Raw genomic sequence first — 13,440 nt, 5'->3', positions numbered from 1 at the left:
CGTCACTGATCAGGAGTGTTTCCGATGCCCGGACGATCCCCGGCCCACCCCGGACGTGCCCCCTCGGGCTTCGTCGTCCGCGCGCTCGCCCTGCTCCTGGCCGCGGTCGCCCTGGCCCTGCCCGGCGCCGTCCCCGCCGCGGCCGAGAGCTACGTACCGGTCTCCGGCGCCGGCTCCACCTGGAGCCAGAACGCCCTCGACCAGTGGCGCGCCAACGTCAAGCAGTACGGCATGACCGTCAACTACAGCGGTACGGGCTCCTCCGACGGCCGCAACCAGTTCCGCAACGGCACCGTCGACTTCGCGGTCTCCGAGATCCCCTACGGCATCAAGGACTCCGGGGTCGTCGACAACGCCCCCTCGCGGAAGTTCAGTTACATGCCGATCGTCGCGGGCGGCACGGCCTTCATGTACAACCTCAAGATCGGCAACCGCCGGGTCACCAACCTGCGGCTCTCCGGCGAGGTCGTCGCCAAGATCTTCACCGGCGTCATCACCTCCTGGAACGACCCGGCGATCAAGGCCGACAACCCGGCCCTCGCCTCCGCCCTCCCCGCACGCCGGATCGTCCCCGTCGTCCGCTCCGACGGCTCGGGTACGACGGCCCAGCTCACCAGCTGGCTGAGCGCCCGCCACACCGCGCTGTGGGACGCGTACTGCTCCAAGGCCGGCCGGTCCACCCCCTGCGGGCAGACCTCCAACTTCCCCGTCGTGGCGGGCAAGGGCTTCGTCGGGCAGTCCGGATCCAACGGCGTCTCCGGCTACGTGGCCCAGGACGGCAACCAGGGCACCATCACCTACGTCGAGTACTCCTACGCGGTGGCGACCACCGGCTTCCCCGTCGCCAAGATCCTCAACGGCTCGGGCTACTACACCGAGCCCACCGCGCAGAACGTGGCCGTCTCGCTGACCAAGGCCTCGATCAGGGCGGACCTCACGCAGGACCTGAGCCAGGTCTACGACGAGAGCACCGACCACCGCAACTACCCGCTCTCCAGCTACAGCTACATGATCATTCCGACCGCTCAGGAGAGCAATTTCAACCCGCAGAAGGGCAAGGCGCTCGGCGCGTTCGCCTACTACTTCCTGTGCGAGGGGCAGCGTTCCGTCGACCGGCTCGGCTACTCGCCACTGCCGATCAACCTGGTGCAGGCCGGGCTGGAGCAGGTCCGCCGGATCCCCGGTGTCGTCGCGACCAACGTCGACATCAAGAACTGCAAGAACCCGACCTTCTCGGCGGACGGCACCAACACCCTCGCCACCACCGCCCCGCAGCCCTCGGAGTGCGACAAGAAGGGCGCCACCCAGTGCGAGGTCGGCACCGGCGGCAACAAGACCCCCACCCAGACGGGCGCCGGCGGAGCCGGGGCCTCCGGCGGCAGCGGCGGGGGTACGGGCGGCAGCGGATCCGGGGGCGCCGGGACCGGCGGCGGCTCCGCGAGCGGCGGGGGCGGCGGCGGTGACGGCGGGGCCGCGGCCGGGGGCGGAGCGGCCACGGGCGGCGACGGATCGGCGGCCGACGGCGGTGCGGGGGGTGTGGACCCGGTGACGGGCAAGCCGCTCGCGGCGGGCGCGGGCGACCTGTTCGGCATCCCCGTCACCACGGCCAACGGCATCGGCGGGGTCCTGCAGACCGCGCTGATGGTGCTCGGCGCCCTGATCCTGCTCACCCTGACCGTGGGCCCGCCACTGCTCACCCGGCGACTGACCCGCCGCCGCGCGGGAGGCGGCTCCTGATGCGCGTACCGCTGAGACCGCTGGGCAGAACACTGCGGGCCGCCAACGCGCGGGCCGCCGAGCCGCAGGACGCCAACCCGCAGGTCGGCACGCCGCACGACGGCAGCCCGCACACCGCCGGGCCGCAGGCGGCAAGCCCGCGCGGCGCGAGTCCGCGCGCTGCCGAGCCGCACGCAGCGGGCCCGCACGGGGGCAAGCCCCGGGGCGGCAGCCCGCACACCGCCGGGCCGCAGGCGGCAAGCCCGCGCGGCGCGAGCGCGCACCCCACCGAGCCGATGGCGGCCGGCCGGCAGGGCGCGAGTCCGTGCACTGCCGGGCCGCGCGGGGGCAAGCCCGGGGGCGGCAACGCGCACGTCGCCGCGCCGACGGCGGCGAGCCGGCAAGGCACGCCGCGCCGGGCGCGCCCGCAGGGTGCGAGGACGCTTCGCGGCAGGCTGCGGATCCTGTTCGGGGTCGTCTGCCTGGCCCTGCTCCCCGTGGTGGCCGCCGGCGGGCTCGGTCCCCAGCCCGCCGCCGCGGCCGCCGCGGCGGACGGATCCCCGGCGACGGTCTCCGGCAGCGGCCCCTTCGCCGACCTCAAGGTGACCGTCAGCCAGACCCGCAACCTCGTCGACCAGGTCGTCAAGGTCTCCTGGACCGGTGGCGCGCCCACCGTCACGGACACCGCGTACTCCGCGAACTACCTCCAGATCATGCAGTGCTGGGGCGACGCCGTGACCGGCCCCACCACCGACCAGTGCCAGTTCGGCGGCTCCTCCGCACTCGGCGCGGGCGCCGGCAACCAGGCGGCCGGCGCCTACACCAACAGCCGCCAGCTCAACTACGGCGACCACCTCAAGGACGGGGAGAACCAGCCGCTGCCCCCGCCCACCCCGAGCGGAATCTCGTACGCCCCCTTCCGCACGGTCAACGGCGACCCGGTCAGCGCCGGCAACTGGAACGAGTTCTTCGACGTCAACAGCACCAACGAGGTCCCCTACGCGCGCACCAACACCCAGGGCGCCGGCGAGGTCTGGTTCGAGACCCAGACCGCCATCGAGGCACCCGGCCTCGGCTGCGGCGCCGGCGTGCGCGACCCGCAGGGCGGCACCAGCGGACGCGGCTGCTGGCTGGTCGTCGTCCCGCGCGGCACCACCGAGGTCGACGGAAGCCCGTACACCCAGCAGTCCGGCGGCCAGCTCCAGTCCTCCCCGCTCAGCCCGGCGAACTGGAAGCACCGCATCCAGGTGCCCCTCGGCTTCGAACCCCTCGGCAGCTTCTGCCCGATCGGCGCCGAGGAACGCGGCACGCTCGGCAGCGAGATGGCCGCCGAAGCCGTCACCCGCTGGCAGCCCGCCCTGTGCCAGACCGGCGGCAAGGCCATCTACGGCTACGCCCAGGTCCCCGACGAGACGGCCCGCGTCAAGCTCCTCTCCGGCAGCCCCGGCCTGGTCTTCCTCGGCCGCCCGGCCCAGACCGCACCGGACGCCGCCCGCAAACCCGTCTACGCGCCGGTCTCCCTGTCCGGAATCACCATCGGCTTCTTCATCGAGAGCCAGGCCGGTTTCAACGCCCCCGACGACGTCAAGGCCGCCAACGGCACCCGCCTCGGCTCCCTGAGACTGACCCCGCGCCTCGTCGCGAAGCTGCTCACCGAGTCGTACAAGGACGGCAACTCCCGCTTCGCCGAGAGCACCGCCGGCAACCCGGAGAACCTGGGCCGCGACCCGGAGTTCGCCCGCTACAACCCGAAGTACGCGGGCCTCGACTTCGGCGGCAAGCTCGGCGACGCCCTCGTACCGCAGCCGCTCGCCGACACCACCCGCCAGCTGTGGGAATGGGTGGCGCAGGACCCGGCCGCCCAGGAGTTCCTGCGCGGGGTCGCCGACAACGCGGGCACCTACGGGGACAGCTCGTACAAGGGCATGCACGTCAACCCGCACTACAAGGACCTGGCGCTGCCCGTCGACAGCTTCCCCAAGAGCGACCCCTACTGCCAGCCCTTCGACGACCGGCCGTCCAACCCGCTCTGCATCCAGGACAAGCACCCCTACGCGAGCGACATGCACGCCGCCGCGCGCGCCGCGAGCCGCGGCGACACCCTCGCCCGTACCTCCTGGGACGCGACGGCCACGCCCCCCGCCTACAAGAAGGACCCGCCCCAGCCCGCCGGGGCGCGGGCCGTGCTCGCCGTCACCGACACCGCCACCGCCGACCGCTACGGCCTGGTCCGCGCCGAACTCCTCAACGCGGCGGGCAAGTTCGTGGCCCCCGAGCCGGCCGGTCTGATCGCCGCCGCCGGCGCCCGCAAGGCAGGCCCGGACGGCGTCAGTTCCCCCGATCCCGCGGCCAAGGACCCGGCGGCCTACCCGCTCACCGTCCTCACCTACGCGGCGACCGTGCCCGCCGACCTCACCGTCGCCGAGGGCAAGGACTACGGCAGCCTCCTCGCCTACGCCGCCGACCCCGGCCAGACCCCGGGCGTCTCCGCAGGCACCCTGCCCCACGGATACGCCCCGCTGCCCGAGGCCCTGCGCGCCCAGACCCGCGAGGCGGCGCGCAAGGTGACCGCCGACGCGGGCAAGAAGCCCGCCACGGGCGGAACGACCGCCGGCACCTCCGGCGAGTCGGGCGGATCCACCGGATCCACCGGATCCACCGGATCCGGTGGTACGTCGGCCACCTCCGGCGGCTCCACGGGCGGTTCCACGGGCGGCTCGGGATCCGGCTCAGGCTCGGGCGGGGCCACCGCCGCCGGCGCGGGCGCCGCGGCTCCGGCAGCCGTCGCCGCGGCCACACCCGCCACCACCGCGGGCAACCCCTCGGTCCAGACCCCCGCCGCCCAGGCCACCGCGGACACCCCGCGCTGGGTCGTCGGCGCCGTCCGGCACGTCCTGCTGATCTGCCTGATCGCCGGCGCACTCGCGGCCTTCGCCGGCCCGCTGCTTCCCCGGTACTGGCCGTGGCTCCTGCCGCGCCTCCAGGCCCTGCGGGCAGGCGCCGGCCGCCTCGGCGGGGGGAGGTGATACCCGGCAAAACCGTCCGATTTCATCCGCGCCAACGGAACTTCACCCAACGCGCACCGGGCACCACCCCGGGCGCAGCCTATCCGAGGGGTACAACCGCGTGAACAAGAAGAAGACCGCCGTCGCCGTCGCCGCGGCCGCACTGGCGCTCGGCGCCACCGGCGGCAGCATCGCCTTCGCCGACCCGGCCGGACCGCCGCCCTACCGCCAGCTCGCCGGCGTCGGCTCCGACACCACCCAGGACGTCATGAACGGCCTCGCCGCCGCCATCACGGTGAACGGTCAGAAGGTCCTCGGCTCCTACGACGCCACCGGCTCCGCCAACATCACCACCAAGGACCCGGCGGTCAACGCGAACTGCACCATCCCGCGCCCCAACGGCAGCGGCGCCGGCCGCTCCGCGCTGCTCACCTCCCTCCAGGCCGGCAACGGCTGCCTGGACTTCGCCCGCTCCTCCTCCCTGAACCTCGCGGCCGCGGCCCCCGGCCTGACGTACGTCCCCTTCGCGGTCGACGGCGTCAGCTACGCCATCACCCCCGGTTCGGCGATCCCGCGCAAGCTGGCGCTGACCGACCTGAAGGCGATCTACCACTGCGACCCGAACTACGTCGGCGCGGGCCCCAACTACGACATGACCGTCTACCTGCCGCAGGCCGGTTCGGGCACCCGCAGCTTCTGGGAGTCCCAGATGGGCATCACCGACGCCGACGTCGTCGCGGGCGTCTACCCCTGCATCAAGGACAAGAAGGCCGGCGCCAACGTCCAGGAGCACGACGGCCGCGTCCTCGACGACAAGTCGATCGTGCCGTTCTCCATCGCCCAGTACCAGGCGCAGTCCTCGCAGACCATCGCCGACCTGCGCGGCCGCGCCATCCTCGGCACCGTCGACGGCGTGGCGCCCACCGTCCTCAACAACAACTTCGCCGTGAAGCGCGACGTCTACAACGTCATCCCGACGAGCAAGACCGGCACCGCGCCCTGGAGCACCGTCTTCGTCGGCCCGAACTCGGAGATCTGCAAGCAGACCTCCGTGATCAACACGTACGGCTTCGCCACGAACCCGAACTGCGGCGACATCACCAAGCAGACCCCCTGAACTCCCTGAACTCCCTGAACTCCCTGAACTCCCTGATTCGTACCGCCTGATCTTCCGATTCTGGAGAACACCGTGCTGAAGCACAGAGTTTCACGGGCCCTGGCCCTGGGCGTCGCAGCAGTGACCACCGCCTTCGCGGCCGGACTGGCCGGCGCGAGCGCCGCCTACGCCGCCCCGATCGGCACCATCGACATCAACCCGGCGACCGGCGCCGACACCTCCGGCATCGCCTTCACCACCTCCGGCGCCTGCCCCGCCAACGCCACCAACGTCCTGGTGAAGGTGGAGGGCTCCGGCTTCCCCGCCGGCGGCCTGAACGTGGTCGGCAACTCCCCGATCACCACCTACCCGACCGCCCCGGGCGGCGGCATGGTCATCCCGCTGACCTCCACGATGCGCGACTACGCCAGCCAGGCGGGCTTCACCACCCTCCAGGGCAAGTACGACTTCACGGTGATCTGCCGCACCGCCTTCAACGGCACCAGCCTCGGCGACTACACCGGCGCCATCTGGTTCACCTCGAACACCACCTACCAGGCCAACGACCCGGCGGTGAAGACCGACACCGCCACCGCCCTCGCCGTCACCCCGGCCGGCCCGGCCCAGGCGGGCAGCCCGGTCACCCTCACCGCGACCGTGACCCCCACCGGCGGCGCCGCCGGCACCGTCCAGTTCAAGGACGGCGCGAACAACCTCGGCAACCCCGTCACCGTCTCCGGCGGCATCGCGGCCCTCACCACCAGCAACCTCACCGCGGGCACGCACGACCTGACCGCCGTGTTCACCCCGTCCAACGCCTCCTACAACGGCTCCACCTCGGCCCACGTCTCCTACGTGGTCCAGGCCGTCCCAGCGGCGCAGACCACCACCGCCCTCGCCGTCTCCCCGGCCGGCACCGCGCCGCAGTACAGCCCGGTGACCCTGACCGGCACGGTCACGCCCGCGGGCGCGGCCGGCTCGGTGAAGTTCACCGACACCGTCGGCGGCACCACCACCACCCTCGGCACCGTCCCGGTCTCGGGCGGCACCGCCGTACTGACCACCAGCAGCCTGCCGGTCGGCGACCACTCCTTCACCGCCGTGTTCGTCCCCGCCAACCCGGCCGCATACCTCGGCTCCGACTCGGGCGGCATCGCCTACGTCGTCGGCGCGTTCTCCGGAGTCTCCGCCTCCGAGACCATCACCACCACCGTCAACGCCGGCGCGCTCGTGATCAGCGTCGCCAACCCGCAGGTCACCCTGCCCTCGCCGGTCCTCAACGCGGACGGCGACCTGCTGACCACCGCCGGCTCCATCAACCCGGTCACCCTCACCGACACCCGCGCCGGCAACCCCGGCTGGACCGTCAGCGGCCAGGTCACCGACTTCTCCGACGGCGCCACCCACGCCATCAACGGCCAGAACCTCGGCTGGTCCCCGAAGCTCGTCGACAAGGCGCCCGCGCAGACCGTCACCCCCGGCTCCGCCGTCGCCGCCGCACACGGCGCCGCCACCGGTGACGCCGGCACCGCGGGCCTCAAGTCCGCCCGCACCCTCGCCAACGGCACCGGCCTCGGCACCGCGCACGTCACCGCCGACCTCGCGCTGAACGTCCCCACCTCCACGGTGGCCGGCACCTACAGCGCCACCCTCACCCTCACCGCCATCTGATCCAGGCGTGAGCCCCGGGGCGGAACGGGCCGACACCCGTTCCGCCCCGCCCCTGACTCCTGGACCACCCCTCACCGGAACGGACGCCCGCGCCATGACCTCCACCGCCCCCGCCCGGCGCCCCCGTCACCCGGGCCCCGCCGCGGCCGCCGCGCTGCTCGCACTGGCGCTCGCGCTGCTCCCCGTGACGGCGGCCGCACACACGACCCGTACGGCCACGCCCGCCCTGCCCGCCACCGCACCCGCCGAGGACCACAAGGCCACCTTCGGCGTACAGCCGGCGAGCCCCAAGGAACCCGACGCCCGCGCCCACTTCTCGTACGGGGTCACCGGCGGCGCCGGCCTGCGCGACCAGATCGCCGTCTGGAACTACGGAGACCAGCCCCTCGACCTCGCCGTCTACGCAAGCGACGCCGTCAACACCGTCGACGGCGGCTTCGACCTGCTCCCCGCCGGCCAGGCCCCCAAGGACGCGGGCAGCTGGATCAAGATGGAGAAGGACAAGGTCACCGTCCCGCCGAAGAGCAACGTGATCGTCCCCTTCACCGTCACCGTCCCCGCGGGCGTCACCCCCGGAGACCACACCGCCGGCATCGTCGCCGCCCTCGCCGGCGGCGGCCAGGACGCCCAGGGCAACAAGGTCCGCCTCGACCAGCGCGTCGGCAGCCGCGTCTACATCCGCGCCGCCGGGACCCTGACCCCACAGCTGTCCGTCGAGGACGTCACCGCCTCCTACGAGGGCACCTACAGCCCCCTCGGCAAGGGCTCGGCCACCGTCACCTACACCCTGCGCAACACCGGCAACGTCCGCCTCGGCGCCCGCCAGGCAGTCCGGGTCAACAGCCTCCTCGGCACCTCCGTCACCGCCGGCGGCCTCAAGGACCTCGGCGACCTGCTCCCCGGCAGCTCCCTGAAGGTCACCGCCAAGGCCGACGAGGTGGCGCCCCTGGTGCGCTCCTCCGCCGTCGTCTCCGTCCAGCCGGTCGTCGCACGCGACGGCGTGGACCCCAAGCTCCCGTCCCTGACCCGCTCGGTGTCGCTGTGGACGGTCCCGTGGACGCTGCTCGCCCTGGTCCTCCTGATCATCGCGGGCGGCCTGTGGATCCGGCGCCGCAGGCGCCTGGCCCGGTCCGCGGCCGAGACGCCGGCCCCCCGGCGCACCACTCCCGATCCCGAGACAGCCAACAAGGAGCCCATCGTGCAGTTCATCCGCACCAACCGGCGCGGCGCGGCCGGAGCGGCCGCCGCCGTGGCCACGGCGGCCGTCGCCGCCGTCGCAGCCCTGGTCCTGCCCGCAGCGGCCGAGACCGCCGCCCCCGCCGGTACGGCCGCGATCAACCCGGCCACGGGCACGGACACCACCAGCATCGACCTCACCACCTCCGCGGCCTGCCCGGCGCCCGCCACCAACATCCTGGCGAAGATCACCGGCAAGGGCTTCCCGGCCGACGGCAAGAACGTCGTCGGCAACTCCCCGATCTCCACGTACGGTCAGGCCCCCTCCGGCGGCATCGTCGTCCCGCTGACGATGACCATGCGCGACTACGCCAACGAGGCAGGCTTCACCACCCTCGAAGGCCGCTACGACCTCACGGTGGTCTGCCGCAAGGCCTTCGGCACCGATACGTACGGCCAGTTCACCGGGTCGCTGTGGTTCACCTCCAACACCGAGTACCGCACGACGGACCCGGCACAGCACACCCCGACGCCCACCCGCACGCCGACGCCCACGGCAACGGCGACTCCGACCGCGACTCCCACGGGCACGGCGAGCCCGACGCCCACTTCCACGGACACCGCGTCCCCCACGCCCAGCGGCAGCAGCACCGCCACCACCAACGGCGGCACCGTCGGGGTCTCCACCAGCATCTCCACCTCGGGCGGCACGGGCGGCACCGGTGGCACGGGCAGCACGGGCAGCACGGGGAGTACGGGAAGCGCCACCGGCGGGACCACGGGCGGAACCGGAGGCGGCGGAGGCCTGGCCAACACCGGTACGGACAACGCCGTCCTCGCGCTGATCGCCGCGAGCCTCGTCGGCATCGGCAGCGCGGTCGTCTGGTGGGCCCGCCGTCGCGGACTGCTGACCTTCTCGGGCAACTGAGCACCGGAGAGCGAAAGATGACTGCCACCACCACTCCACCGGTGGACGTGCACCCCGACCCCGCCGGAGCCCCGCAGGCCCCGGCGGGCCGGGCGGAGCGCCCCGCGGGATCCCCTGCGACGACCCCCGCGAAATCCCCGGTCCCGCCCGCGGGACCGGGCCTGTGGGCCACCGGAGCCGCCCTGGCCATCCTGGGCGCTCTCCTCCTCGGTTTCGTCGCCGAGGTCGGCCCGCTCGGCCACCTCCGCCACGAGCGGGACCGCCGCGTCGGCTACGCCCAACTGCGCGACAGACTGGCCAACGCCACCGCCCCGGTGGGCCCCACCAAGGTGGGCGACCCCGTCGCCCTGCTGGCCATCCCGCAGATCGGCGTACGAGAGGTCGTCCGCGAGGCCACCACCGCCGACGTCCTGGCCTCGGGCCCAGGCCACCGCCGCGACACCGTCCTCCCCGGCCAGCCCGGCACCAGCATCCTGCTCGGCCGCCAGGCGGGGTACGGCGGCCCGTTCGGGCACATCGAGGACCTGGAGAAGGGCGAGACCTTCACCGTCACGACGGGCCAGGGCGAGCACGAGTACCGCGTGCTCGGCGTCCGCCGGGCCGGAGACCCGCAGCCCCCCAAGCCCACCGGAAACGCGGGCCTGCTGACCCTGATGACCGCGGACGGAACCCCGTACATGCCCGGCGGCGTACTCCAGGTCGACGCCGAACTCATCACGCCCGCCCAGCAGTCCGGCGGCCGCACCCCCGGCCGGCTGCCCACCGACGAGGCCCCCATGGCCGGCCAGACCTCCGCCTGGATCCCCCTCGTCCTGTGGGGACAGGCCCTGCTCCTCGCGGCGGCCGCACTGGCCTGGGCCCGCGTCCGCTGGGGCCGTGGCCACACCTGGCTGGTCGGCTTCCCCGTACTGGCCGCACTGGGCCTGGCGGCAGCCGACCAGGCCGCCCTGCTCCTGCCCAACCTCCTGTGAAACCCGCTACCCCCGTGACCCCTGTGCCCCCTGTGACCCCCGTGAACGAGGCCTCCATGACCGAGACGCTCCCCATGCCCAAGGCCACCGCCACCGCCACCGCCATCGCCATCGCGAACGGGGCCTCCTCCCTGGACGCGCGCGACATCTCGGCCTGGTTCGGCGGCCGCAAGGTCCTCGACAGGGTCTCGCTGACCATGCCCGGAGGCCAGGTCACCGCCCTCATCGGGCCCTCGGGCTGCGGGAAGTCGACGTTCCTGCGCATCCTCAACCGCATGCACGAGCTGATCCCCGGCGCCGAACTCGCCGGTGAGGTGCTGCTCGACGGCGAGGACGTCTACGCCCGAGGCCGCCGCCTCACGGACGCACGCAGGCGCATCGGCATGGTCTTCCAGAAGCCGAACCCGTTCCCCGCGATGTCGGTGTACGACAACGTCACGGCGGGCCTCAAGCTCACCGGCGTACGGGCCTCCGTCGACGAGAAGGACGACCTCGTGGAGGAGTGCCTGACCAAGGCGGGCCTCTGGAAAGAGGTCCGAGACCGGCTCCGCCAGCCCGGCGGAGCTCTGTCGGGCGGTCAGCAGCAGCGCCTGTGCATCGCCCGTTCCCTGGCGGTCAGGCCGAAGATCCTGCTGATGGACGAGCCCTGCTCGGCCCTGGACCCGACCTCGACCCGCCGCATCGAGGAGACCATCCGCGAACTGGCCGACGAGGTCACCATCGTGATCGTCACGCACAACATGCAGCAGGCGGCCCGAGTCTCCGACCAGTGCGCGTTCTTCCTCGCGGAGCAGGGCACCCCGGGCCGCATCGTCGAACACGGCCCCACGGAGGCGATGTTCTCCACCCCGACCGATCCGCGCACGTCGGACTACGTGGAGGGCCGCTTCGGCTGAGGGGGCCGTCTTGTCCGGCTGGGCGGGGGTGGGGAGGCGGGTTGGCGGTGCCTCGGCCGGGCGGGACCGGAGAGCGCTTGGGGGTTTCCCGTCAGTCCCATCGTCCTTCCGCGTCGGGCCGGCCTGTCAAGGGCGCTCCTCCTTCGTCGTCGCGTCGCTGCGCGACGGCCTTCGGCCGCCCTTGACAGACCGTCCCGCCACGGAAAGACAAGGACTGCCGGGAACCCCCCAAAGGAACGGGCCGGGCCATAGATCCCAAGACGGGCCCACCGGAATGCCCGACCCGGTCGAGGTGGGGCACACCGCCCCTCGGCCCCTCCGGACCACCGGCCAGGCCGGGCAGGCGGCCACACCCCCCCAAAACCCCACCACAAGAGCCTGAGCGGGAGGAAGGGCGCCACAAATCGCTACGCGCTCCTCGCGTCTCGGCGTCTGACGACCGTCTGGGGCTGGTCACGCACCGGATCGCTACGCGCTCCTCTTTGACGGCGTCCGACGGCTGCCGTGGGCTGGACATAGGCCGCCCAGGCCCTCGAATCGTCTTCCATGACGGCGTCCGACGGCTGTGTTCGGGTCACCGCGAGTATCAGCCCCGGACGGGGGTCAGTCGCGGTCGTCGAGAAGCGCGTAGCGATTGTTGGCGGCTTATGACCAGCCCGAAGAGGCCGTGGGCGCCGTCAGGGAGAAGCGCGTAGCGATCTGGTGCGTGACCAGCCCCAGACGGGGGCCGGACGCCGAGACGTGAGGAGCGCGTAGCGATGTGGGGCGCCCTTCCTGCCGCTCAGGCTCTTGTGGTCGACCTTTGGAGGGGTGTGGCCGCCTGCGCGGCCCGGAGGGCGAGGTGGGCGGCCCGAGGTGAGGCCCGCTGTCCCGGAGCCGGGTCGGGCATTGCTGTGGGCCCGTTGTGGAATCTCTGGCCCGGCCCGTTCCTTTGGGGGGTTCCCGGCAGTCCTTGTCTTTCCGTGGCGGGACGGTCTGTCAAGGGTGGAGCGCAGCGACATCGCGAAGCGACGCGACGAAGGAGCGCCCTTGACAGGCCGGCCCGACGCGGAAGGACGATGGGACTGACGGGAAACCCCCAACCCTCACTGGCTCCCGACCGGCCGGGGCACCGCCAATCCGGGCCCCGCGCGCTCCTTGCCCCGTCCGGCCCCGCTCAGGCCGCCGTGCCCACCGTCACCTTGATCGATCCGTCCGTGGTCGTCGTAACCCGCAGGGAGCGGAGGTCCTCGGCGTGGGCCGTCGGGGTGTGGGCGGCCGCGCGGGGGCCGATGCCGATCACGCGCATGCCTGCCGCCCGGCCCGCGGCGATGCCGGCGGCCGAATCCTCGAAGACGATGCAATCGGCCGGGGCCACCCCCAGTGCGGAGGCGCCCTTCAGGAAGCCCTCCGGGTCCGGCTTGCTGGCCCGGACGGACTCGGCCGTGACCCGGACCTCCGGCATCGGCAGGTCCGCGGCCGTCATGCGGGCCGTGGCCAGGGCCGCGTCGGCCGAGGTGACCAGGGCGTGCGGCAGGTCGGCGAGCGCGGCCATGAACTCCGGGGCGCCCGGCACGGGGACCACGCCGTCGACGTCGGCGGTCTCGCGGGCGAGCATCACCGCGTTCTCCGCGTGGTTGAGCTCCATCGGGCGGTCCGGCAGGAGCACCGCCATCGTGGCGTAGCCCTGGCGGCCGTGGACCACCTTCAGGGCCTCCTGAGGGTCCAGCCCGTGGGACACGGCCCAGTCGTGCCAGCACCGCTCGACCACCGCGTCCGAGTTGACGATCGTCCCGTCCATGTCCAGGAGCAGGGCCTTGGCGGTCAGCACTACAGGTGCGGTGGTGGTGGCGGTGGTGCTGGCCGGCATCGGCTGGGCTCCAGACGGGCGGGAAAAGAGAACAAGTGGTTCCGTCCACCGGTCAGGGAGTGCGGACGGAACCACTTTGTTCCTCCACGATACAAAACAAGGGCGGTCGACGCCAATCGTCGGCGGGACCCG

At 73.0% G+C, this 13,440-nt stretch carries 8 protein-coding genes; 7 read left to right on the top strand and 1 reads right to left on the bottom strand.

What is annotated here, in order from left to right; genetic code table 11:
- The first annotated feature begins 24 nt into the window (after positions 1 to 24).
- From pstS to ACIQ5Y_RS37140, 7 genes are all read left to right on the top strand, one after another.
- Positions 25 to 1,737, top strand: coding sequence for a phosphate ABC transporter substrate-binding protein PstS (pstS, locus tag ACIQ5Y_RS37170; RefSeq protein ID WP_403891063.1), 1,713 nt, complete (start codon positions 25 to 27; stop codon positions 1,735 to 1,737).
- A complete protein-coding gene (locus ACIQ5Y_RS37165) occupies positions 1,737 to 4,742 on the top strand; it encodes a hypothetical protein (protein WP_403891061.1) in 3,006 nt (1,001 codons plus the stop codon). Before pstS ends, ACIQ5Y_RS37165 begins: the two co-directional genes overlap by 1 nt.
- Before the next feature lie 100 nt (positions 4,743 to 4,842).
- Positions 4,843 to 5,838 carry a hypothetical protein gene (locus tag ACIQ5Y_RS37160; protein WP_403891058.1) on the top strand — a complete coding sequence of 332 codons (996 nt, stop codon included), beginning with the start codon at positions 4,843 to 4,845 and terminating at the stop codon, positions 5,836 to 5,838.
- Positions 5,839 to 5,910: 72 nt separating this feature from the next.
- Positions 5,911 to 7,488 carry an Ig-like domain repeat protein gene (locus tag ACIQ5Y_RS37155; protein ID WP_403891055.1) on the top strand — a complete coding sequence of 526 codons (1,578 nt, stop codon included), beginning with the start codon at positions 5,911 to 5,913 and terminating at the stop codon, positions 7,486 to 7,488.
- A gap of 94 nt (positions 7,489 to 7,582) precedes the next feature.
- The gene (locus ACIQ5Y_RS37150; protein WP_403891052.1) at positions 7,583 to 9,592 is read left to right on the top strand and encodes a WxL protein peptidoglycan domain-containing protein; all 2,010 of its coding nucleotides are present in this window, start codon (positions 7,583 to 7,585) and stop codon (positions 9,590 to 9,592) included.
- Positions 9,593 to 9,609: 17 nt separating this feature from the next.
- Positions 9,610 to 10,563: a sortase gene (locus tag ACIQ5Y_RS37145; RefSeq protein WP_403891049.1), complete on the top strand. Its 954-nt coding sequence runs from the start codon at positions 9,610 to 9,612 to the stop codon at positions 10,561 to 10,563.
- Positions 10,564 to 10,637: 74 nt separating this feature from the next.
- Positions 10,638 to 11,459 (top strand): phosphate ABC transporter ATP-binding protein, encoded by an 822-nt coding sequence (locus ACIQ5Y_RS37140; protein ID WP_403891122.1) that lies wholly within the window; start codon positions 10,638 to 10,640, stop codon positions 11,457 to 11,459.
- A gap of 1,156 nt (positions 11,460 to 12,615) precedes the next feature.
- On the opposite strand, the gene ACIQ5Y_RS37135 is transcribed toward ACIQ5Y_RS37140, so the two are convergent.
- A complete protein-coding gene (locus ACIQ5Y_RS37135; RefSeq protein ID WP_403891046.1) occupies positions 12,616 to 13,308 on the bottom strand; it encodes an HAD-IA family hydrolase in 693 nt (230 codons plus the stop codon).
- Positions 13,309 to 13,440: the final 132 nt, after the last annotated feature.

It is taken from the genome of Streptomyces sp. NPDC096339 (assembly GCF_044762985.1).
Classification (GTDB): Bacteria; Actinomycetota; Actinomycetes; order Streptomycetales; family Streptomycetaceae; genus Streptomyces.
Note: the sequence above shows the minus strand (reverse complement) of the source record. Positions and strands in the feature narration are given on the sequence as shown.

Coding starts and splice junctions, on each gene's coding strand:
- ACIQ5Y_RS37165 (WP_403891061.1), top strand. CDS start 1,737: ATGCGCGTACCGCTGAGACCGCTGGGCAGAACACTGCGGGCCGCCAAC.
- ACIQ5Y_RS37135 (WP_403891046.1), bottom strand. CDS start 13,308: ATGCCGGCCAGCACCACCGCCACCACCACCGCACCTGTAGTGCTGACC.
- ACIQ5Y_RS37140 (WP_403891122.1), top strand. CDS start 10,638: ATGCCCAAGGCCACCGCCACCGCCACCGCCATCGCCATCGCGAACGGG.
- ACIQ5Y_RS37150 (WP_403891052.1), top strand. CDS start 7,583: ATGACCTCCACCGCCCCCGCCCGGCGCCCCCGTCACCCGGGCCCCGCC.
- ACIQ5Y_RS37145 (WP_403891049.1), top strand. CDS start 9,610: ATGACTGCCACCACCACTCCACCGGTGGACGTGCACCCCGACCCCGCC.
- pstS (WP_403891063.1), top strand. CDS start 25: ATGCCCGGACGATCCCCGGCCCACCCCGGACGTGCCCCCTCGGGCTTC.